Origin of the sequence: Paradevosia shaoguanensis, assembly GCF_016801025.1 — a bacterium.
GTDB classification, from domain to species: Bacteria; Pseudomonadota; Alphaproteobacteria; order Rhizobiales; family Devosiaceae; genus Paradevosia; species Paradevosia shaoguanensis.
Window position 1 is genome coordinate 1,023,078 of the sequence record NZ_CP068983.1, and the last position, 23,377, is coordinate 1,046,454.

Consider the following 23,377-nt stretch of genomic DNA (forward strand, 5'->3'; position numbering starts at 1 on the left):
CATAATACATTGAAATGGCAGCCGAACCCCGCGCAATGCCGGGCCCGCTTTCCGGCCTATCCGTCAAGCTCATCACGATCATCGTGGCGGTGATCCTGACGGCGGGTATCGTCATTTACCTGCCCCTTGTGGCCAATTACCGAGATAGCTGGCTCGCCGACCGGCTGCGCGTCGGCATCGTTGCTGCGCGTGTTCTCGATGCCGTCCCCGACGTCATGGCGTTGCCCCAAACCCTTACCGATCGCCTCCTTAACTCGGCTGGCGCCAAGGCCATCGTCTACCGGCGTGGCGGGCAGAGCCAGCTGCTTACGGTCGAGGGTGTCGAAATGCCCAAGGAAGTCGTGGTCGCCGATATGCGCGCCACTGACCCGGCCACCCGCATCGTCGGCGCCTTGGATACGCTACTCGCCGGCAATGGCCGGACCCTGCGTATTGTGGGGGATAGTGACGGCACCGCCGATGGCGTTGTCGAAGTCCTGATGTCGGAGACGCCGCTGCGGCTGGGCATGCTCGCCTATTCGCGCAACATCGCCCTCCTCTCGCTCATCATCGCCGCCGTGACGGCTATCGCGCTCTACGTCTTCGTGAGTCGCACCTTCATCGCCCCGATTCGGCGCATAACCGCCAATATGGTCGCGTACAGACAGGCGCCCGAGAACGCCAACCTCATTATCCAACCGGAACCGCGAAACGACGAAATCGGCATTGCCGAGCGTGAACTGGCGGCCATGCAGACCGATCTCTTCTCGATGCTGCGCCAACGCCGCCATCTGGCCGATCTCGGCCTCGCCGTCGCCAAGATCAACCACGACCTGCGCAACACGCTGACATCGGCCCAACTTCTTTCTGATCAGGTGGCCACGCTCGATGACCCCAAGGTCCAGCGCCTCGCCCCGCGCCTTGTGACCACGCTCGACAAAGCCATCGGTTTTGCCCAATCGGTGCTCGACTACGGTCGCCAGAGCGCGACGCCACCCAAGCCAGGTCCGGTCGACCTTCACCTCCTGGTAGACGAGTCGGCCATCGAAGCTGGTCTCATGGGTCACCCCGAGATCCACTTCATCAACGAAGTGCCGGACGACCTCGTCATCAACGCTGATGCCGATCAACTCGGTCGCGTCTTCGTCAACCTCCTCAAGAACGCCCGCCAAGCCTTCGAAGCCAACACGGGCTCAACACCCGCTCCGGCTATCACGACGACCTATTCAGAGACCGCAGACGAGCTCACACTCACGATTTCCGACAATGGCCCCGGCCTCCCCCCTCGCGCCAAGGAAAACCTCTTCGTCGCCTTCCAAGGCTCCGCGCGCGCGGGCGGCACGGGCCTTGGCCTTGCCATCGCGCGCGAACTCATCGAAGCCCATGGCGGAAAACTCGTCTTCGTCGATCAGCTCAAAGGCGCACGTTTCGACGTGATCCTGCCGATCGCCACGCGGCTTCATTGATATCAACCGATTTTCGACACAAGGGCGCTTGCAAAGCGAAAAGACCCCATGTATGGGTTGCGCCGCTTTCACGGAAACGCAGTTCCTGCCACCGTGATCCGCCGTTTCAACGGCTTGCGCGCCCGTAGCTCAGCTGGATAGAGCACCAGACTACGAATCTGGGGGTCAGGAGTTCGAATCTCTTCGGGCGCGCCATTTTCTCTTGCTTCGTTGATACGCAGATCACGACATACGTGATCCCTACAGCAATCGAGAGCCGCTTTCATAACCAACGGCAGCTCCGCTTCCGGTGCACATCGTTCCGCAGATGTAAGCGGATAGAGCCAGCGATACGAGCTGCACGGTGCGCGACTCGAGCTCGTCGATCATTCGAGAGGCCACCTCCCTTTCGTCGAGCAGACGATGTAGCGAAAGCCCGTGGTATTTCGTCCACGCTTCCATCACGGTCCAAGCTTGCAGCCTGTCGTGACCCAGCCGTGGCGGCCAACCGGTACGCCGCAGCGTAGAGCCGACCTCCGCTACAATCGGTTCTGTCAGGTCTACTGAGCGGCGTTGCTCGATGTCGACTCCGACGTCTGCGCTGGCGACAGCTACGACAGCAACGTCGCCGGTGCGTGAGAGATTGAAGCCCATGCTGATGCCGAGCGATGGCTTGCCATGCGGTCCGTATTCAAGCTCCTGATACCCTACGCCATACTCCGCGAGGACCAGCCACAAGGCCGCGCGCGAAGCCAGGAAACGTTGCGCTTGGGTCGTCGAAGCGAATCTCGAAGAACGCTCGATCGCGCTGGCGCCAAGAAACTGCCCGTGCTGTCCAATCTCAAGAAGTCGCGCGCCTTGCGACGCGAGGTCGAAAGACCATAGATCTACCCAGGAGTCCTCGGAGCGAAGCAAGTGCAAGGTCACGTGGTTTCCAGACTGCGCCTGTGCTTTTTCAGGTCTTCAGATGCAGCAAGAATCTCGCTCAAAACTTCGCTCTCCACAATCGATAGCGGCAGCCCAGTCGAGGCGATTGTTGTTCTGCTCAGCTCGGATATCTCCGCGTCAGCGAAAGCGCCGACCTCGTAGTAGAAATTGAGCTCAAGATCGCCACCATGGGTTGCAAGTGGCCGCAATTGGAGACGCCCCTCCTGTAGTCCGAAAGGCGCAATATCGATGGCTTCGATTTCCATCGACATGACCGATACACGTCCTTTCGAGAGCTGCCGCACTGCAGGCCCGAACAGGGAGCGATCAAGCATCTGCCTCGGGAGCAAAGGCGCGTAGATATATTCCGGTACCGAGCCCAAAACGCTCGGTTTGCCGGAAAGGTCCAGAAACTGGGTATCCAGCTGCCTTGCGAGCTGGGGAACGTTTCCGTCAGCAGACACATCGAGTTGCACCAACCGGCTTAGGAACCCCACGGCTCGGAGAAGCCGCGGGTCTCGGCGGGTTGGATCGTAGGTCCCTAGCTCCAACCGCTCTTCCCGTCCGATAGAACGTAGCGCATTGACGAACGCCGCAGCGATCAAGCCGTTTTCCGTCGTGCCCAGGGAGGCGGCCTTTTTCCGCAGGGCGTCGGCGCCCGACGTACCAAGACGAAGGGTTCGAACCCGACTGGGTCCAAGAGCAAGGCGATTCACGCGCGTCTGGCTTGCCTGGGGAGGCGCCCCTGACAAGGTCCCAATGGCGGGGCCCGTCAATGCAAGAATTTGCGAAACACCTGGGGGCTGCCCCCCGAGATCCAGACCGACATACGCCTTCAGCAGTTCATCGAGAATTATGCCGAGCGACCAGCCGTCGGCCACGCCCTCGAACAGCCTTACGAGCACCACATCCCCGGCCTTGGCCGATCGCAGGAGGTGAACCTCCACCAGAGGAGTTTGGCTTACGTCATAGGCTCGGTCGGCAATATCACGCATGCTTTGCGCAATCGCGGCGTCGCTCGTGCCTTGCATGTCGTGGATCACTAGCGGCGAAGTCTCATGCGAGGCCGCCGCCCGCCATTGTCCACCGTACCGAGTGAATCGTGTTCGCAGAAACTCGTGACGATCGACAACGCGATCAACCGCCCGTTGCAGCCTGTGCGCATCGACCCCTGGACGAATGCGGATTGCCTGACACAACAGGGAAGCACGCCGCAACGTTCCGGTCGCCGCTGGGTCAGAAATCTCATCGAGAAGGTTGGCGAGAGGCGCGGTTACGGGGTAACCGGCGAGTTCCCCGCTATTGGCTGCCTGCATAGCCGTAGCCACCGGAACGCTCGCCGAGACCACGCCTGAGGCAGTCAGCGTCACGGTGCATTGGAACTGTCGCAGCGCGTTTGCCAGTTCGTCCACTACCTGCTGGAGAGTAGCGGCATCGACCGCGTCCACATCGTGGGCAAGCGTTATCCTCGTCTCTCCATCGCTGCTGATGAAATGTGCGGCCAGATCGTTCCAAGCGGGGGTGGCAGAGTCGTGCCCATGCGCGAATGAGAAACCTAGCTGATGTACGCGAACTCTTTCCGTAGCCAGCACATCGGCAAGCAGAAGCTCCATCGCGCAGGTCTCCAGAACCGGCTCTCGAAGAGATAGCTGATGATTGATCACGGCCAATGCGGACGTCGCGCCCGGTTCGAACGCGACACGGACAGGATAGCTCACCCCCCTCGCGCCGACGAAGCGCTCGATCATGATGTCCCGACGACCGCCGACGGTCCCGATGGCGCGAGCAAAGGCGAGCAGGCAGTCGGCCTCAGACAGTTCAGCAGAAACCCGCAAGACCTCGTAGCGGTCAATCCGTCCAATGTTCAAACCGTCGACTAAGTTCGTCATCGGCCGCGCGCCCGACAGCTCTACGCTTGGCGCCCAAGGCTCCAGAACCGCACGCGTGCGAGCTATTGCCGCCACCTTGTTCATGTCGGACGACACTGCGAGTGCCGGCTGACCGAGATCGCTTGAACCATCACCCATCAACGCGTTGAGGATTTTTCCGCCATCGAGATCGATCGCCAAGTGCTTGCACAATCCGATTTCAACGACCGCGCCGTTTTCCTCGCAGACTGCGATACGAAGCAACTCCCCGCGCTCAAGGTCGAGAGGAAGGGCCAGCGGCGTTTCCAAAGCGCCTGTCACCAGAATTTCCGGTGCTGCTCCGATAGATAGCGTGGTTCGCTCGCAGCGCAGCGCGAGTTGTGGGGCTGCACGGCAAAGTCGTGAGAGCGACTCGTGCAGGTCAACGACTGTGATCTGCTCGTTCGGCCGGTATCGAACCACCTGCTCCAGAGAAGCGCGGCCGGCGGCCGATGTCATCGGAGCGAATGCAACCTGAATAGCCCAGCGCTGCCGATCCGAGAATTGTGTCGCCTGCCCCATTTCGGACGACTCTTGCGGCCCACTCCCTGCTTCCCGTGCTGTTCGCGCCTGTTCTTCGAGCGTGCTGGCGATTACCGACGAGAGCTTTTCTAGCGTAGGCGCCTGCAGGAAAGCGCCAACCGTCATCGTCAGAGCTAAACGCGTCTCGATCCGGTTCTTCAGTTCAATCGAGGAAAGCGAGTCGAGGCCCAGTTCGGCCAGCGGACGGTTGATCGGGACCGATTGCGGTTCGACATCGAGCACACGGCTGACTTCTTCGACAAGAAACTCCTGGAGGAGAGCTGGCCATGCTGCGGCAGGTACCGCCGCGAGCATCTGGCGGAGCTTGTGGTCGCCTTTTTGGGTGCCTGGCATCAGGCCAGCAAGCCGAGGCGTTACACCCTGGCTTCCGAAGGCGCTGCGAACCTTGGTCCAGTCGATCGCCGCCATGGTGCGCGAGACCGCACTGCTGACGGCGAAGCCATCCAGGGAATCAAGTGCATCGGCGCTGGCCATCGGCAAGATGCCCATGCTTTCGAGATAGCTGCCCATTGCCGCGTTTTCGGCAACGAAACCAGCCTCACCCAACGCCCCGAGGCTGGCGGCCTGAGCTGGGCGCTCGCATCCTGCGCGGTAGTTCGCGAAGCCATCCAGGAAGCTGTTGGCAGCAACATAGTTCGCCTGCCCCAGCGAGCCCAGAACCTGGGCCACGGACGACAAGGAAAGAAAGAAGTCTATTTCAGTACCATGCTTTTCCAGTGCCTTGTGGAGCGCCCAGGCACCGGCGATCTTGGGCGCCAGCACGGCACGAATGGACGCTTCATCGAGCTGGCTTAGAAGCCCGTCCTTGAATACGGCGGCGCCATGCACGATGCCCGCGATCGGTTTGTCGGCGCTGGTTCGCGCCGCCACGAAGGCGTCCACTGCTGTGGCATCGGTCAGATCGAGCGCCACGACTTCAACCGTAGAGCCAGTGCTCCCTAGTTCCTCCGGCAGCCCCTCGTGTCGAGGGGGTAGCTTGCCGGAGCGCGAAGCCAGAATGAGGTGCCCTGCCCCGTGCCGGCTCAGCCACCGCGCAATTTCTACACCGAAGCCGCTGGTGCCGCCGGTCACAAGATAGCTGCGGTCGCGCCGCGCGGCCAACTTGCGGTTGACCGATGCGCGCACTTTCCGGCTGACCGGCTCAAGGCCGATGACCACCTTGCCGATATGCCTGCCTTTGGCCATCAGATCGAACGCTTCAGACGCGCGATCAATCGGGAAATATGTTACCGGCATTGGGCAGTAGGTGCCCTCGGCGAACGAGCGAAGCACCTCCGCGAGAATATTGGCCAGTAGGTCGGGTCGCTCCGCCCCCATCGCCGCCAGATCGATCACATGGAAGGAAATGTTGCGGCGGAGGCCGAGCATTCCCAACGGCGTGTCGGCATAAACGTCGCGCTTTCCGATCTCCAGAAACCGCCCGAACGGGGCCAGCACTTCCAGCCCCTTGGCGATGTAGTGCGTCGGCAAGGCATTCAGGATGACGTCGACGCCCTTTCCGCCCGTGGCAGCCATCACATCGTCGGCAAATCCAAGAGAGCGGGAATTGAAGACATGGGAAACACCCATACCCCTGAGGTAGTCGCGCTTCTCGTCGGACCCTGCCGTTGCGATAACTTCCGCCCCAAGCGACCTGGCGACTTGTATGGCCGCTAGACCTACACCACCGGTGCCAAGATGAATGAGAACGCGCTCGCCCTTCCGCACCCTGCCGGCATGCGCAAGAGCATAGTGCGCCGTCGCAAAGGCCGAGGGGATGGATGCGGCGTCACGCAAGGACAAATCGGATGGAACTTGCACGAGAGTCTGGGCCGGCAAAGCGACCAGTCCCTTTAGGGACCCTCGCGCCATACCCATCACTCGATCACCGACACCCAACCCCGATACATCGCGCCCAACGGCTCGAATCGTCCCTGCGAACTCGAGCCCAAGGTTCAGCCATGCAGGGTCCGGCTCTGCGCCCGCGGGCAGCAGCCCGGTCACAGCCATGACGTCCCTGAAATTAAGCCCCACTGCCGCTGTCTCGACCAGCACCTCCTCCGGCCCTAAGCTCGGCGTCGGGCAGGCCTCAACGAACAGGTTGGCAGCCGTTCCAGGCGTTTTCATCGTTAGCTGGAAGTTGCCATTCCCCGCTGACACATCAACGTCAACGAACCCTCTGGGCAGGTCCGACCGATCATGTGCAGTTAGACGGGGGACATAACTCGCGCCGTCTCGGACAACAAACTCCGACTCGTCGTCGCCTGCCTCCGTCAGAACGCGGACCACATCCTTGATCGCGCCCGGAGAGCAATCGATCTGCCGAACGCGCAGCTCCGGGTTCTCTGACGCTATGGTTCGTGTCAGGCCAATTGCCGCGGATGCCGCAAGCCCCGACACGGTCATCGGCGGGTCGCCGGAAAGCAAGCGCGCCCCGTGGGTGACAATGATGAGTTCCCGCACGGGCTTCTCGGGGTCGAGCGTCTGCAGAGCCTGCGCAACAGCGATCAGCTGGAGGACGTTCTGCTTGCTGCGAGAAACCAGATCGTCTTCTTTTACCCCGTCTGCGACATGGAAAATGACGGAGTTGGCCTGGCCTATCGCAGGCGACGTCAGTTCGCGGGTTCTCGAAAGCAGCCCCTCATGCGACGTCTCGATCGCAGACAGGTCCAGCGTAGCGACAGAGCCGCCCTCCCCTTCGATCGCCTCCGCGAGGCTTTCGGCGGAGCTTTGGTCTCCAGACAGGATGAGCCAGTTACCGCTCATGGCCTTTCGTTCGGCGGCCGCGAAAGGAACGAAAGTCTCGGCGTAATACGCCACCTTCCGAGGGTCCGCCTCCGCGTCGGCAGCCCGTCGCCCGGCCTGCCGCATCTCCAACCCTTCGATGGAGAGAAGGCAACGCCCCTCGAAATCGGCGAGATCATAACTTGCGACAACCGCCCCACGCTCGGCCTGCTCCAGATCCGACCGAACGGACATCTTTGCTGCCAACCGTCCGGCAAAGCGAAGCCGACGCAGTGTCGTCGGCAGGTAGAGCGCCTGACCGGCCGCGTCCTCCCGCGTCCCCGCGACCATGGCGATGGTCAGTTGCAGAGCCGCATCCAGTAAGCATGGATGGGCCAGACTGCCCTCAAGCGACACTTGCTCCGGCGCAGCAATCACGCCTGCCGCCGAATGTGCGGTGACGGTGGCGCTGGCTATTGCCCTGAACGCCGGACCATATCCGAACCCCGCCAACGCGGTTTGCGCATAGAAGTCGTCACCACTCGTCGGCGCCCCCGACAGCTCATCACGCGGAAGCCGAAGCTCCGGCCGTATGTCGGTTGGTCGTATCTGCGCGCTGGCCCGTATTGTCCATTCCGACGCTCCATCACGGGTGCGCGTACGGATATGAACAAGATGGCGATCCACATCGAGCCGTGTGGAGAACAGCACGTGCTCGTCGGTACCGACGAAGAGAGCTGCCAAAATTGCGAAATCCTCGATCTCAAGCGGCACGTCGCCAAAGATCTCTCGTCCGGCGCAGAGCATGATCTCGATGAAGCCAGCGGCGGGGAACACCACATCTCCACCCACCACGTGATCGCGCAGGAAGGGAAATGCACCAAGGCTCACCTCGTTGGTCCAGATCGGATCCGGGCCGGGAGAGCGTTTGCCAAGCAGTGGAAACTCGGCGCTCTTTTGGAGAAGTTCGGCGGCCTCCTCCGAGTGCCGCCAGTATGGCGCCAACTGCCAGGGATAGGTCGGCAGCCCTTCCGCTCTCGCGATCCCTCCCGCGGCCGACTGCCAATCCAGACTCCGGCCGCTACAGTGGAGCTGCGCGGTCGCGACAGCAATGGACCGGAAATCATCCTCGTTTCGCACGAGCGAGTTGGCGATCGACACAGAAATGGCACGCTCTGCTGCGTTGGCCGCATTAAGCCCGCTCAACACCCTGTGCGGGGACAGCTCAAGGAACGAGTTAGCGCCCAGATCGAGCGCCATCAGCACCGCATCCCGATAGCGAACGGGCTCGCGCAGATTGCGCCACCAATAGTCAGCGTCGAGCCGGCCTTCGACCCGCCCCGTGACCGTGGAAACGAAAGGTGTGGATGGCGTTTGCCACTGCACGTCGCCGATCTCGCGACGGAACCAGCCCTCCAGCGATGCCAATTGACGAGAGTGCCACGCAGTGTCGCTCTGCACGGGGCGAACCTGAGCGGAAGGATACCTCTCGGTGATCCGCCTTGCAGCCTGCTCTATCTCAGCCGTCGTTCCCGCAAGCGTAACGGCGGAAGCGCCGTTGATCGCGGCGATATCGATATTGGTATCCGGTCCCAGCACCACCTCAACGTCGGCTGCCCCGAGCCCAACCGCCAGCATTGCACCATCAACGCCAAGTTTCTCACGTATCTGGCAGCGCGCATGAATCATCCTCGTTGCCGTTTCGAGGCTGATCGCTCCAGCCAGATAGGCCGCAGCAAGCTCGCCGAAGCTATGCCCCAGCACGAAATCCGGCTGCACATCGTAGGATTGCCACAGAGCGCCAAGGCCGATCTGGACGCCGAAGATCGCCGGCATGGCAAAGCGGGATTGGCCCATCCTGGACGTCGCTTCGTCACGCAGCAGTTCGGGCTTTACCGACCAGCCCGACAAGGCCTCGAAGCCCCGGTCAAATTCCTGAAATGCGCGGGAAAATACCGGCTCTTCCAGCAAAAGCCGCCGGCCCATGCCCCACCACTGGCCGCCCTGGCCCGCGAAGGTGAATGCCAGTTTGCTTCGAAGTGATGGCGTGCCAGATACGATCTTCGGCAACGCGCCGCGAACAGATGCAGGTATGGAGCCCTCGGCCACATCAGCCAGCCGAGCCACCAGTTCCTCGGTCGTCGCGGCTATTATCGCCGTCCGAAACTGCAGGCCTTCGCGCAAGGTTCCCACAGAGGACGCAACGCTCGCCAGTTCGCGGTCGGCCAACCCACCCTCGACCAGCTCTGAACGCAGGCAAGCAGCTACTTCTCGCAGTGCCTCCGGAGTAGTGGCCGATAGTGGCACAGCAACAGCTCGCTCGCTTTGCTGTATCCCTCCGGAGACAGCCGGCCTGTCAAGCGGCATGGACTTGGGGGCGGCACGCTCCAGCAATACGCCTGCGTTGGTGCCGCCAAAGCCAAAGGAATTGACCGCTATGAAGAGCGAGCGATCGTCACGCCCGAGTTCGGTCGGCACTTGTGGCACCGCCATATTATGCGCCTCGAACGCGATGGCAGGATTTGGCTCCTCGAAGTTGACGCTTGCCGGCGCGATCCGATTTTCCAGCGCCATGACGGCCTTGATGAGGCTCGCAATACCGGCAGCAGATTCAAGGTGTCCGATGTTCGGCTTGACTGAGCCGAAAAGCAGAGGCGCGGCACGGAGCGCGCCTCCAAAGACATGCCCGATGGCAGCAGCCTCGATGGGGTCTCCGATCGGAGTGCCCGTACCATGCGCTTCGACATAGTCGATGGCCTGGGGAGCAACGTCCGCCACCTTACAGAGCAGCTTCATCATCTCTTGCTGCGCGTGCTGGTCGGGTGCCGTCAGTGTCGAGGTACGCCCATCCTGATTGACCGCGGTGGCGCGTATCAGTGCCCTCGTCCTGCACGTCTGTGCGACTGCGTCCGCTTCGCGCATCAACAATACTGCGCCGATGCCCTCGCCACGAACATAGCCATTGGCCTTGCGGTCGAAGGCCGACAGTTTTCCTGTAGGGGAAAGCATGCCCGCCTTGGAAAACGCAACAAAGGTGGCCGGATCGATTAGCAGATTGACGCCGGCAACGATCGCTATGTCGACCGTATCATTGTTGAGAGCGGCCACCGCCTGGTCGAGAGCAACCAGCGACGAGGAGCAGGCAGTGTCTATGGACAGGCTCGGACCGTTGAGATTGAAGCGGTGCGAGATCCGATTGGCCACGATCGAAAGCGCCGAACCGGTTCCCGCGTAGACATCGCTGTAGGTGCGTTGCAGGCGCTGCAATGCAGCATAGTCGGAAGAGGACGCGCCGACATAAACGCCGGTGCGGACCGAACCGAGGAGGCTGCGCGTCAACCCCGCATCCTCCATTGCCTCGTAGGCAACCATCAACAGCAGCCGCTGCTGCGGGTCCATTGCCTGCGCTTCCCGCGGCGAAATCTCGAACATTGCAGGATCGAAGCCCGCAATATCGTCGACGAACCCACCCCAACGCGTATAGCTCTTGCCCGGCGCCTCAGCGTTGGCATCGACATGGGCAGCGATGGAAAAGCGATCTTTCGGAATTTCGCCTATCGCACTCTGACCGCGCAGGAGCTGCTGCCAGAACGCCTTTGGAGAAGTCGATCCGCCTGGGAAACGACACGCCATTCCCAGGAGAGCTACGGGAGCAGCTATTGAGTCGTGCCCCTCTTGGGCGCGGTTGAAGTTCAACTAGAGCACTCCCTGGGGAACCATATTCAATCTGGGCGGAACCGCGCCGGCATTCTGGCCAATTGTTGGTGACTTTTGGGCAACAGTGAGCACGTGTTGTCTCCTGGCGACGCGCGGCACGGCGATCGCCATACTACTAACACCTTGCCAGCAATCGCAAAGCGCCTCTACGTTCGATTTTATGAAGGGGCCGAGGCTATGTCCTCAACCTGCTGGAGGGCTAATTGAAAAAGATACTTGTTTCAGTGATTGGTGCGCTGGCGACGATGTCGTGCGGCGCGGCCGTGGCGGCGGATTTCGGCGGCACCGTGACTGCTGCGTCGATCGACCCGCTACCGTGGTACGTGTCGGGCAAGGCGGGTATCGCGCTGCCGGGCACCATCAACATCAACGCAACCGGTTTCGGCGGCGCGATAACCGGTAAGTCAACCTTCGACCCCGGCTTTGCCGGCGCGGTCGCAATCGGCAAGTACATTACGCCCGAAGTGCGAGCCGAACTGGAACTTGGCCTGGCGCAAAACGCCGGTAAGTCGTTCGATGGCAATCTCGGGCTGCTCGGACCGGTAAGCGGTGCCCTGTCCGGCAACGTGACCACCACGACCCTGATGGCCATGGGCTACTACGAGTTCACCCAGTTCGGTAACTTCGTACCCTATCTGTCCGCGGGTGTTGGCGTCGCCAACGTCAATTCCGACCTGACCTTTACCGATGCGGCTCCGGGCGGATCGAGCGGCACGATCACTGGAAGCAGCACGGTGATCGCCGGTCGCGTCGGAGCTGGCTTCCAGTTCAAGGTAGCGGACTCCATCGACATCACCGCAGACTACACCGCGATGCTCGGCAACAACGCCAACTTTACTTTCAATAGCGCTTTTGGCGGCTTCCCCACCAATATCACCTCCAGCGTGATGGGACATGCACTGGCCGCGGGCATCAAGGGCCGCTTCTAATCTGACTTTAAGGGGGCCCGGTAGATGACCGGGCTCTCTTTTCATCGATGCCACCCGGCGTCTCTCCTCGCAGACTTGGCGCCATGCGCGTGACGTTTCACGACACGATCGACGACATTGGTGCCGCCGAATGGGATGGTGTCTTCGGCCCGGAGCGTCTTTTCCAGAGTCATGCCTGGCTAAGGGCGTCCGAAGGCGACGCCATCGAGGACTACGTGCCGAGATACGTGGTCATTCGCGACGACCAAGACTGTATCGTAGCGGCGGTTGCGGCCTACACAATGCCAACGTCATTGGTCATGTTCTCGGCAGCTCCACTGAAATGGGCAGTCGACCGTATCCAGGGTATCGCCCCATGGTTTCTTCGCCCCCGCATTCTCGAATGCGGCAGCCCTTTGGGACCCGGCAACGGCATAGGTGTACGACCTGACACTTCGATTGCGTCTCTGGCCCCAATCATTTGCGATGCTATGGAGCGTCTTGCCGCAAGAGAGCGCATCCACCTGATCGTCCTGCGCGACTTTCTTGAGACCGAGCTGAAGGCGAGCGCTGCTTTCGAACTGGAGGGCTACGTTCGTACCGAAAGCCTTCCGACGATGTCGCTCGATATCAAATGGAAGTCCTTCGCCGACTACCTTGGCTCGATGACGAGCCGCCATCGCCAAAAAGTCCGGCGCGGGCTTTCACTGGCCAAAAGCTCCGGCCTGAGCGCTCGTTTAGCTGGCTCGATTGGTGACCAAGGCCAGCACCTGGCGCACCAGCGTGAGAACGTGCGAGAGCGCGCCAAGGAATACAGCCGGGAGAAATTGATGGCCACCTTCTTCAACCAGCTCGACAAGGGGCTTGGGCCGAGAGCCAGGGTGATCGAAGTCCTCGACGGAACGACGAATGTAGGCCACGCCCTTCTTGTCGATGATGGCAACATCCTGCGCTGGCTATCCTTCGGGCGCGAAACGGGTGGGACTCGAGACGGCGCCTATTTTCTGGTTCTGGCGAGCATCATCGAACTGGCTATCCGCGAGGGTAAGTCGGTGCTCGATATGGGAATGACGACGCACGGTCCCAAGACCGACTTCGGCGCAAAGATGCTTCCGCAATGGATGCTGCTCCGCTTCCGCGGCCCCCTCGGCAGGTTGCTGCCGCTGGTCCTGCGGTATGTAAGCCCAAATCGTGGAACCGTCGCTCGACATGTGTTCAAGGGTGATGGGTCACAACTGCCGGACGGCGCTGAGAAGGTCGGGTCATTGGGACAATCAGAGCGCCATACGGCAACTTGAACGAGCCGACCACCTCAAAGCCAAAACGTCGATATAGCCTTTCACTCATCGGACTGGATGACTCGAGATGAGCGACATCCCCCTTGCCGTCGACCACCGCAAGGCGCCCCTTGAGCAAGGCAGTTCCTACCCCCTGCCCGCGCATGTTCCCGGCGGTGCCGATACGCACAAGATGCCAGTGCGGTGATGTCGGCTGAAAGCGCTCAAACTCGGAACGGCAGGCAAGCCAGTTGAGCAGGCCTCGCCAACGAACTGCGCCCAGCATGGCGGGCCCATATCGGACAGTCCGCAGCAGCGTTTCCTTCGCGTATGGCGCCTCCCAGATCGCCGCGCCGACAATTTCACCGCTATCGTCTCGATGAATATCGACCGCCCCACCATTCGCCAGGCTCAGACGCGCCTCGGCGAAGAGGTAGGCTCGGAGTCTCTTCGCTCGGCTTTTTCCGTTGATGAAAGCCCGAAGCTCAGGGTCATCGTAGAAGGCATGCGCCAACACCTCGGCGACCTGTGGAAGGTCGTCTCTTGAGGCAGGCTCGACGCGCTCGATTGCAGGTCCGGTCATTCCAACGCAGCTTGCCCCAATGTGTAACGATAGCGTCGTGACTATCGCCACCTTGCTATCGTTCCGCCAAGCGCCGCGGCAGATTTAGCGTCAAAATTGCGCGATCAGCCTTTCGCTCGAAGTTTTACCTCAGCTCCAGGGCCTTCCACACGCCGGGCATGCCACGATCAAGGCAGTGTGGCTCTCAAACAGCAGCGCGAACTAAGACCTACCGACGCTCTGCAGCCATCTCCGACTATCCGGGCCAGAAACGGATGGCGCATACTCGCAGCCAATCCATCCGTCGTATCCGCGCGCTTCGAGGGCGCGAAAGATGAAGTCGTAGTTGATCTCGCCGGTCCCGGGCTCATGCCGACCAGGATTGTCGGCAACCTGCACGTGGCTAACGACATCCGCCAATTCATCGTAGCGACGGATGAGGTCGCCCTGGACGATCTGCATGTGGTAAAAATCGTACTGCAGATAAAGATTTGGGTGAGACACGCGCTCGCGGATCCGCTTGAACTGAGCGGTGGTCGTCAGGAAAACACCCGGCGTATCGAGCGGATTGATTGGCTCGATCTGCAGCTTGATGCCCACATCGGCCAAGCGTGGCGCGGCATAACGAAGATTGCGCACCATCACCTCCTCAATCTCGTCGTCCGCAGCCCCCGGAACGCGTAGCCCGCCTACGCAATTGACCTGCCGCACGCCCAACGTCTGCGCATAGTCGATTGTCTTTTCGATTGAAGCGCGGAATTCCTCTTCTCGACCGGGAACGCAGGTCAGGCCGCGGTCACCGGCGGCGAAATTTCCCATCGGGCAGTTGAACTGCACGAAGGTCAAACCCAGGTCGGCGGCGTGGTCCCGCACCACCTCCTTTGGGAAGTCGAATGGGGTCCGACACTCGAAGGCATCAAATCCATCTGCCTTGGCGGCGGTCATGGCGTCGAGCAGCGAGAGCTTGCCGTACATGGCGGTGAGATTGGCAGCGAAGCGCAGCAAGGTCATATCCTTTGGCAATGATATTTGCTGCAACTCAAATAACTAACGGCTGCAGTTATTTTATCTACTGCATGTTCGTGCGCTTGCCTATGGAGAAGTCGCCTCCAGTCCCAGGGTCACCAGGCATCCCGCCAGTAGCCCGCGCATGCTATTGGCCAAATGCGGGTCAAGCTCACGGCGTATACCCAGGTAGATGGGGCGGAAAAGGGTCGGGGCGATAATCTCTCGTACGACGAGGCCATTCTTGACGCCGACCTCACCAATGGCATGCGCCCCCACGATTGTAGCTCCCATGCCGTTGCGAACGGCGGTCAGTCGCGAACGCGATCCATCGACTTCGAGGGCCACATCGAGATTGAGGCCGTGCTGTCGGGCAATGGTATCGACGAAGTTTCGCAAGGGGTTACCCGGAGCCGGCAGGACCAATGGCTGGCGTACGAGCATCGCGAGCGCAATCGTATCCTCAATGGCCCCATCTCCCGCCGAAACGTGAAACAGCTTTTCGCGCGCGATGGGTTCGTCGGTTCGTCCGGTGTTTCCGGTCAGATAGAGGGCGATGTCGGCCTCACCGCGCTCGAGCTTTTGAGCAATGTCGCGCGTGCCGGCCTCCTGGATGTGGAGCGTGATCCCTGGCAACTCGCTTGAAACGCGCTCCAGGAGCAGCGGCGTCAGGCCTGCAGCAAGCGAGGAAATTACGGCGATCCGAACGCGCTGCGCCGGGAGGGAATGTTGGCGACCCAGTCGCTCCAGCGCCTGCTCCGCCTCATCCACTTGCGAGACAATCGCGCTGGCATGCTGGCGCAGGAGCCGTCCGGCCTCGGTCAGGCGGACGCCATCTCGGCTGCGCTCGAAGAGCACGTGACCGGTCAGCCTTTCGAGTTCGGCGACGTGATAGCTCAGCGCCGGCTGAGCCAGATTGAGTAGGCGCGCGGCAGCCGACATCGAACCGCAATCGGCGATGACCTGAAAGTAGCGAAGCCGGCGCAAGTCGAGGGATCCACGCATGAAATGACCATACAGGACTTTTATGGATCGGCTTCAGGATTCTCTATTAGGGAGCACCTTTGGTGGCTGGCTAGAACGGTGGTGAACAATTTCGGAGCCTATCTTGTACAATCTCAAGCTTCACCAGCCCAAGCGTCGTGTCAGCCAGGACATGATCGCCAAGTATCGGGAAATTCCTGCCGCGGTCGTCGGCGACTGCATGAACCGCATCCAGGCGGCTCCGGCCGCGATCCGGCCCATGCATGCAGGGGGCACCGTGCTCGCGGGGCCCGCCTACACGGTAAGGACCCGGCCCGGGGATAACCTCTTCGTCCACAAGGCTATCGACCTGGCACAGCCGGGCGACATTATCGTGGTCGACGCCGGCGGCGCGCTGGACAACGCCATCGTCGGCGAAATGATGCTGACCCACGCCGAAACGCGCGGCATTGCCGGCGTCATCATCTACGGCGCCATTCGTGACTTCGGCCACGTCAGGAACCACACCTTCCCCGTCTACGCTGCCGGCGTCACGCTTCGCGGACCGTTCCAAAGCGGTCCAGGCCACACCAACGTCACCATCGGACTTGGGAGCATGACCATCGAGCCGGGCGACCTGCTGCTCGGCGACGATGATGGCGTGATCTGCATTCCCTACGACGAAGTCGAAAGCCTTTATCCCGACGCGCTCAAGCGTTTCCAGGGCGAAAACGCCCAGCGCGACCGGGTGCGTAACGGAACCGTCGATCGCAAGTGGATCGACGATCGTCTGGCGGCCGCGCCCTACACCGTCGACGTCGAGTAAAGCGGAGCCGGTACCATGCGCTTCATGTCCGCACTCGTCATTCTCAAGGCTGTAGAAGATGATTTACTGCCGAGTCTGGCTGGCCCGAAACCGGAACTGATCTGGGATCCGACGGCGGCGCTCATGGCGCGTATCGAGCAAGGAGAGCGCGCCGATGGCATATTCGCCATCGACGGCTCAATGCACAAACTGGTGGATGCAGGATTGCTCGATCCTGCTTCCATAGTGCCGGTGGTGCAGGCCGAATTCGGCATCGCCGCCAGCCTCGACATGCCCATGCCAAAACTCGAAAATGCAGACGATCTCATAGTCCTGCTGCTCTCGGTACCGACGCTTTGCTATTCGCGCGCAGGTGCCAGCGGCATCTATTTCGAAACGCTGATCGACCGGCTCGGTATCGGCGACACCGTTCGCGCCAAGAGCCTTGTCATTCCTGCTGGCCTCACCGCCGAACAGGTCCGCAAGGGACGCGCCGTACTGGCTGTTCAGCAAATGAGCGAGCTACGCGCCGTCGACGGCGTCCGCATTGTCGGGCCACTGCCTCCGGATTGCCAGCAGAAGACGGACTTCTCCGCCGGTGTCTTCGCCGACGCCACCGAGCCGGAAGCGGCACGCGAGTTCATCGCAACCCTGACAAGCCCAGAAGCGCGCGCCGTCTATCTCGATCGCGGACTGAACGTCCGCTTCTGACCTCCCTAAGGAGTGAAATGTCCTCTCCCCGCATCGTGCTGCTGCACGCCACGCCCGTCGCCATCGATCCGGTTAAAGCCGCCTTTGCCGAGATCTGGCCGGAACCTGAATTGGTCAACCTGCTCGATGACAGCCTGAGTCCGGATCGCGCCAAGTCGGCCGACCTGACCCCGGAACTGATCGAGCGCTTCATCTCGTTCGGGCGCTATGCCTACCTCACGGGTGCCGATGGGATCCTGGTTACCTGCTCAGCCTTTGGTCCCGCGATCGAGGCCATGGCAGAGGAACTGCCTGTGCCCGTGCTGAAGCCGAACGAGGCAATGTTTCATGCCGCCGTTGCCCAGGGCGAGAACATCGCCATGGTAGCGACCTTTCGGCCGGCAGTGGTGACCATGGAGGCCGAGTTTGCCGACTATGTCGCCCAGACCGGCTCCAGCGCCCGGCTGACCACGATCGTGGTTGAGCCCGCCATGACCGCTTTGCGGGCGGGCGATGCCGAAACTCACAACCGCCTCATCGCCGAAGAGGCGGATCGGTTGGCCGACTTCGACACCGTCATGCTGGCGCATTTCTCAACCTCGCGTGCGGCACCTGCTCTCTCTGCCCGGATTTCGGCACCGGTGCTTTCAGCGCCAGGTGCAGCTGTGCGACGGCTTCGAGAACTCATCGACTGAATTTCTACGCACCTGGAAATAGAAAAAGCCCCGGTCGCGACCGGGGCTTTTTGTTGGAACGCTGGCGCTTAGATGCGGCCGACTTCCGAGCGGGCCCAGTCACCAATCACGCTGACGGCCAAGGCGCAGAAGAAGATGGCCAGCCCCGGCACGACGGCAATCCACCAACCAGTAAGCAGATAGCTGCGGCCGAAGCCAAGCATGTTGCCAAGGCTGGTCATCGGCGGCTGGATGCCGAGACCGAGGAAGCTCAGCGACGTTTCAAGAAGGATCACTTCGGGGAAGGTGATAGTCGCGGTAACCAGCAGCGTGCTCGCGATATTGGGTAGCACGTGGCGCAGATAGATGCGCGGCCAGGAGAACCCGAGCGTGGTCATCGCCAGCACGTAGCCGCGACCGCGGGAAGCCATCGTCATGGCACGAGCCAGACGCGTGTAGCGCTCCCATCCGAAGAGGCCGAGGATGAAGATGAAGAGCGTGAGGTTGTTTCCGAAAATGGCCGTCAGGGTCAGCGAGATGATGATGAACGGCACCGACACCTGAGCGTCGACCGCACCAACGATGATCTGATCGACCCAGCCCCCCATATGGGCGGCGATGATGCCGATGGCGGTACCGATCACTGCAGAGATGACGGTGGCGCCCAGCGCGATTGCCAGGCTCGTCTGCAACGACGCAACCAGCCGTGAGAGCACATCGCGCCCAAGATCATCGGTGCCAAGCGGGTGAGCCCAGGTTCCGCCAAAGCCAATCGGCGGCGATAGCCGGGACGTGAGGCTGATGGCGTTGATGTCGAGCTTGACGAAGAGGGGCAGGATGAGAATCAGCGACAGGCAGCCCAGCATCCAGATTCCGGCGAGCACGACGCCTACCGGAAGCTGCGGGAAGGAGAAAGATGGCCTGGTGGCGGTGGCGTCAGACATCGATGGGCCTTCCTAGTGAGCTGCTGCCGCGGCAGTGCGGGGGTCGAGCTTGGCGTAGGCCAGGTCGACGATGAGGTTGGTGGTGATCATGACGACCGCGATCAACATGATGATCATCTGCAGGACGGCAAGATCGCGCTGCGCCACTGCGTCAACGATGAGGCGACCGACACCCGGCCAGCCAAAGACCGACTCCACCACGGCCCCCGCAGCGACCATGGCTCCCACCAACAGCGGCGTGATGGTCACGAGGGGTAGCACGGCATTGGTGATAATATGGCGCCAGAAGATCTGCCATTCGGTAAGCCCGCGGGCGCGGGCTGACACTACGCATTGCAGCCGGAGTGTATCGAGAATGGCGGAACGCACGAAGCGCGTGAAGATGGCTGCCTTGGACAATCCGATGGTGAGAACGGGCATGACCAGATTTTGCCAGCTCCCTATGCCGTTGGACGGCAGCAGGTGCAGGTTGACCGAGAGCAGCAGGATCAGCCCCAGGGCCAGCACGAAGTTCGGTAACGCGAAGCCGACGGTCGAAAAGCTCATGACGAAGCGGTCCAGTGGGCTGCCCGCGCGCATGGCCGCGATCGTGCCGACCGGCAGCCCGACCAGGATCATCAGCAGCGCACTTAGCCCCACGAGCTGCAGTGTCGCCGGCAGGCGCTCCATGACCACGTCGAGGGCAGGTCGGTTCGCCATGGTGGAGAAGCCAAACTCGCCCCGGAGCAGGCTGGCAACATAGGCCAGGTATTGGTCGAGAACCGTGCCGGTGTAGCCCCATTGCTGACGGTAGGATTCGAGGGCGGCACGCGACGTGTTGTCGGGATCGAAGATGGCCGTGATCGGATCGCCGGTCGCGCGCAGCGCCACGAAGACCAGCGTTACGATCAGCCAGAGCGAAATGACGGCGCGAAGGACTCTGAACGCGAGTGACATAGGATTACTCCGCAACCAGGGCGGAACCGCCCGGCAGATTGAACTCGGACAGCGCCTCTGCGGCCGATCGGATCGACTTGCCCGGCACGGCATTGATCAGCATCTGGGTATAGGCATCGCGCGCGCCGTCGGTGAAGGTGGATACCGGCACGTCCTCGACAACACGCCCATGCCGCAGCACGACGACCTGGTCAGCGATCTCGAAGACCACCCGCAGATCGTGCGTGATGAGCAGGATGGCGATACCCAGTCGATCGCGCAGGCGTTGCAGGCATTCGAGAATGTGCTTCTGGATACGCACGTCGACGGCAGACAGCGGCTCATCGGCGATCAGCATGTCGGGCTCGAGCAGCAATGCCCGGGCGATGACTACGCGCTGTGCCTCGCCGCCGCTGAGATAGGTTGGGCGGCGCTGCAATACATGCGGCAACAGCCCTACATCAGCAATGATCTTGAGGATATGAGCATGACGCTTGTCCTTGTCGCGCCAGCCGTGGACCTTGAGCACCTCGTGCAGCTGGTCCTCCACCTTCATGAGCGGATCCAGGGAATCCCGCGGATGCTGGAAGACCATTTGCGCCTTGAGCGGGGTTTTGCCGTCCTCGGACTTGTGAATGACGATCGAGCCCGTATCGGGCTTTTCCAGACCCATGGCCATCTTGGCAGCGGTGGTCTTGCCCGAGCCGCTTTCGCCGATCAGCGCCACGATCTCGCCGCGACGGACTTCAAAGGAAAGGTTCTTTGCCGCCGGGATGCCAACACCCATGCGGCGATCGCGTTTCGACGCGAAGAAGGTCTTGTTGACATTGGTGAATGTGAGACAGGCGGGCGTGCGCTTGCGCTCCGGCGTATCGCGTTCGGGCCATTCGACGGACGCTGCCGCAAACAATTCCTTGGAATAGTCGGCCTTGGGCGCCGAAACGACGTCGGCGGCGCGCCCCTGCTCGACCATGCGGCCATTTTGCAGCACGGCGATGTGAGTAGCGCGGTCACGCACGATACCAAGGTCGTGCGTAACGAGAAGAACGGTCAGGTCGTTCTTCCGCCTTAGCTCGTCGATGAGATCGAGCACTTCCGCCTGCACGCTCATGTCCAGCGCCGTCGTCGGCTCGTCTGCGATCAAAAGCTTCGGCTCGCCCAGAAGCGCGAGGGCGATCATGACACGTTGGTTGAGACCGCCGGAAAGCTGATGTGGGTACACGCCCAACCGAGCACCAGGCTCGGGAATATGCACACCGCGCAGAGCATCCACCGCGCGGTTACGCAGCTCGTCGGCGTCAGCATTGGGGTAGTAGATCCGCAACGTCTCGAGCATCTGCGAGCCGATGGTCCGCACCGGATTAAGCGCCGCCAGTGGATCCTGGAAGACCATACCCACCGACTTGCGCCGATAGGCGAGCAGCTGCCTCTTGTCGAGCGCCCAGACATCCTGGCCGTCGACGACGATGCGCCCCTCGATGAGCGGCGTGAAGGGGAGCAGCTTCATCATCGCGTGGCAGGTCATGCTCTTGCCGCTGCCGCTTTCGCCCACAAGGGCAAAGTAATCGCCCTTGCGGATTTCGAAGGAGATGTCTTTTACAAGTTCGATTGGGCGCTCGGTCGCAATGGCAATCCCGAGGTTCTCGACTTTGACAACCGGATCGTCGGTTAGGCTATTGGTCATATGCGGTCCCATTCGAACTATGTAGTCAGACGTCAGGCAACTGACGCTTTGCGGAAATCCATGTAGACCGACGGCAGCGGATCCCAGGCGACGTCTTTCCGCTTGCCGTAGAACACGCCCATGGTGTGCAGGATCATGGCCGGCGGGTCTTCGTCGAAGATGTCCATCATCGCGTTGAAGGCGGCCTTGCGCTCCGCAACGTCCAGGCTCGATTCCAGCACGTGGCCGTGCTCGTAGAAGGCCTTGTTCGACCAGACTTCCTGCTCGGACTCGTTATACGAGCGCCAGAGGCCGAAGAGCGGATCGGACACGAGGATCGGGTCGACGCCGCTGCGGATGCCGGTGCCCGGGTAAGCCATCATCTGACCGAAGTTTTCCACGATCTGCAGGTCGATGTTGACGCCGATGGACTGCCACATCGAGACCAGCACCTGTGAGGTTGCCAGTTCCGGGCCGTAGGCCGCGACGCGGATGCGGAAGGGGATCGGCGTGCCGTCATAGCCGGCTTCCTGGAGAAGCGCCTTGGCCGCTTCGGGGTCATAGACCGGCGGCGGCCGGTCAGGGTCAAAAAGTGGACCGAATGCCGGAAGCTGATGTCCATGGGGAACATCGACCAGACCGGCCCACAAGGCATCAACAATCGCTTGGCGATCAATTGCCATGGCAAGTGCGCGACGAACGCGCGGATCAGCCAGTTGCTTGTTGCGTGTATCGAATTTGACGACGCGCATGCTTGCGATCGTACCGCCGACAACCTCGAGGTTGGGGCTGGCCTTGATCGGTTCGAACTGGTCGGTCGGCACGTCGGCGATGATGTCGAAATCGCCGCTCACCAGGCCGGCAATGCGCGAGGAGAGCTCGGGTGCCAGACGATAGGTAAGCTGGTTCACATCCGGCCGACCGGCCCAGTAATCCTCGAAAGCAACCAGATCGACGGCATCGGGCGACAGCGACTTCACGCGGAAGGGTCCCGTGCCGACAGGAGCCTGAGCGAAGCCGTCGAAGCCGCCGGCGGCTTCGAACGCCGCCTTGCTGACGATCTGGGAGCCCCAAGCCGTCAGGCGCAGCTCGATGGTCGGGTCGGTGACCGAGGAGATGACGCGAATGGTATTGTCGTCGATGGCCTCCACGCTTTCGATCGTGCTCAGGAACTGCTGGGCAGTACCGAAGCCGGGAGACTTTTCATCGGTGCGTCGCACGGACCCGAAGCTGAATACAACGTCTTCGGCGGTCAGAGGCGAGCCGTCGTGGAACTTCACGCCCTGCCGGAGCTTGAGGTCGAGCGTGCGGCCGTCGACGCGTTCCCAGCTTTCGGCCAGCGCTGGCTGGATGGCCCCATCGCCTGCATAGTCGACCGTGAGCAACGTATCGTAGATGTTGCGCATGACCCGGTAGCCCGGATTGGTCTGGTAGAGCAACGGGTCCAGTTGCCGGGGAAGCTCGTCCAGGGCAACCCGGATTTGCCCACCCTCCTGCCCGAAAGCGATGCGGGGAGCACCGAGCAGCATCGTGCCGGCGGCCCCAGCGCCCAGCATTTTCAAAGCGGTCCGTCTATTCATGCGCATTTGGTTCTCCAATCCGCGACAAGACTTCAAAAGGGCCTAGGCGAACCGCGCGAGCCGACGTCAGGCCGGGCCAGACCCGACCCGCGCCTTGCGGCAAATGGGCCTGAGCCTTGCGTGGTAAAACAGTGCGTTCGTCCCCCCTGCCAGGAGCATTTTGTTGCCCC

The 23,377-nt window shown here is 61.5% G+C and carries 15 protein-coding genes and 1 tRNA gene; 7 read left to right on the forward strand and 9 right to left on the reverse strand.

The features are described from left to right. Positions 1-14: 14 nt before the first annotated feature. Positions 15-1,445: a sensor histidine kinase gene (locus tag JNE37_RS04715; RefSeq protein WP_203065475.1), complete on the forward strand. Its 1,431-nt coding sequence runs from the start codon at positions 15-17 to the stop codon at positions 1,443-1,445. Between the two features lie 118 nt (positions 1,446-1,563). Then, positions 1,564-1,640: transfer RNA gene (locus JNE37_RS04720), tRNA-Arg, on the forward strand. A 45-nt stretch (positions 1,641-1,685) separates the two neighbouring features. Here the strand turns inward: JNE37_RS04720 and JNE37_RS04725 are convergent. Both JNE37_RS04725 and JNE37_RS04730 read right to left on the reverse strand, forming a co-directional pair. Continuing rightward, positions 1,686-2,351, reverse strand: coding sequence for a 4'-phosphopantetheinyl transferase family protein (locus JNE37_RS04725; protein WP_203065476.1), 666 nt, complete (start codon positions 2,349-2,351; stop codon positions 1,686-1,688). Beyond that, on the reverse strand, positions 2,348-11,200 hold the full coding sequence (locus tag JNE37_RS04730) for a type I polyketide synthase (protein ID WP_203065477.1): 8,853 nt from the start codon (positions 11,198-11,200) through the stop codon (positions 2,348-2,350). The genes JNE37_RS04725 and JNE37_RS04730 overlap by 4 nt, the downstream gene beginning before the upstream one ends. A 224-nt stretch (positions 11,201-11,424) precedes the next feature. Here JNE37_RS04730 and JNE37_RS04735 point away from each other — a divergent pair, with 224 nt between their 5' ends. Continuing rightward, entirely contained in the window at positions 11,425-12,150 is a 726-nt protein-coding gene (locus JNE37_RS04735) for an outer membrane beta-barrel protein (RefSeq protein WP_203065478.1), read from the forward strand. 83 nt (positions 12,151-12,233) lie between these two features. Further along, positions 12,234-13,427 (forward strand): GNAT family N-acetyltransferase, encoded by a 1,194-nt coding sequence (locus tag JNE37_RS04740; RefSeq protein ID WP_203065479.1) that lies wholly within the window; start codon positions 12,234-12,236, stop codon positions 13,425-13,427. Here JNE37_RS04740 and JNE37_RS04745 read toward each other — a convergent pair. From JNE37_RS04745 to JNE37_RS04755, 3 genes are all read right to left on the reverse strand, one after another. Beyond that, a complete protein-coding gene (locus tag JNE37_RS04745; RefSeq protein WP_203065480.1) occupies positions 13,345-14,040 on the reverse strand; it encodes a GNAT family N-acetyltransferase in 696 nt (231 codons plus the stop codon). The genes JNE37_RS04740 and JNE37_RS04745 overlap by 83 nt on opposite strands. A gap of 150 nt (positions 14,041-14,190) precedes the next feature. Further along, positions 14,191-14,973 (reverse strand): hydroxypyruvate isomerase family protein, encoded by a 783-nt coding sequence (locus JNE37_RS04750; RefSeq protein ID WP_203065481.1) that lies wholly within the window; start codon positions 14,971-14,973, stop codon positions 14,191-14,193. A gap of 87 nt (positions 14,974-15,060) precedes the next feature. Beyond that, positions 15,061-15,960: a LysR family transcriptional regulator gene (locus JNE37_RS04755; RefSeq protein WP_203065482.1), complete on the reverse strand. Its 900-nt coding sequence runs from the start codon at positions 15,958-15,960 to the stop codon at positions 15,061-15,063. Between the two features lie 118 nt (positions 15,961-16,078). Here JNE37_RS04755 and JNE37_RS04760 point away from each other — a divergent pair, with 118 nt between their 5' ends. The 3 genes from JNE37_RS04760 to JNE37_RS04770 are packed head-to-tail and all read left to right on the forward strand — an operon-like array spanning position 16,079 to position 18,126. After that, positions 16,079-16,762 carry an RraA family protein gene (locus tag JNE37_RS04760; protein WP_379124726.1) on the forward strand — a complete coding sequence of 228 codons (684 nt, stop codon included), beginning with the start codon at positions 16,079-16,081 and terminating at the stop codon, positions 16,760-16,762. A gap of 15 nt (positions 16,763-16,777) precedes the next feature. Then, positions 16,778-17,452, forward strand: a complete 675-nt coding sequence (locus JNE37_RS04765) for a molybdate ABC transporter substrate-binding protein (protein ID WP_203065484.1) — start codon at positions 16,778-16,780, stop codon at positions 17,450-17,452. A 17-nt stretch (positions 17,453-17,469) separates the two neighbouring features. Then, positions 17,470-18,126: an aspartate/glutamate racemase family protein gene (locus JNE37_RS04770; RefSeq protein WP_203065485.1), complete on the forward strand. Its 657-nt coding sequence runs from the start codon at positions 17,470-17,472 to the stop codon at positions 18,124-18,126. Between the two features lie 68 nt (positions 18,127-18,194). On the opposite strand, the gene JNE37_RS04775 is transcribed toward JNE37_RS04770, so the two are convergent. Genes JNE37_RS04775 through JNE37_RS04790 form a run of 4 tightly spaced genes read right to left on the reverse strand, consistent with a single transcriptional unit; the run spans position 18,195 to position 23,207 of the window. After that, positions 18,195-19,049 carry an ABC transporter permease gene (locus tag JNE37_RS04775; protein WP_035035054.1) on the reverse strand — a complete coding sequence of 285 codons (855 nt, stop codon included), beginning with the start codon at positions 19,047-19,049 and terminating at the stop codon, positions 18,195-18,197. 12 nt (positions 19,050-19,061) lie between these two features. Continuing rightward, positions 19,062-19,985 (reverse strand): ABC transporter permease, encoded by a 924-nt coding sequence (locus JNE37_RS04780; protein WP_203065486.1) that lies wholly within the window; start codon positions 19,983-19,985, stop codon positions 19,062-19,064. 4 nt (positions 19,986-19,989) lie between these two features. Beyond that, positions 19,990-21,648, reverse strand: coding sequence for an ABC transporter ATP-binding protein (locus tag JNE37_RS04785; RefSeq protein ID WP_203065487.1), 1,659 nt, complete (start codon positions 21,646-21,648; stop codon positions 19,990-19,992). 32 nt (positions 21,649-21,680) lie between these two features. Then, positions 21,681-23,207, reverse strand: a complete 1,527-nt coding sequence (locus JNE37_RS04790; protein ID WP_246513520.1) for an ABC transporter substrate-binding protein — start codon at positions 23,205-23,207, stop codon at positions 21,681-21,683. Between the last annotated feature and the right edge of the window lie 170 nt (positions 23,208-23,377).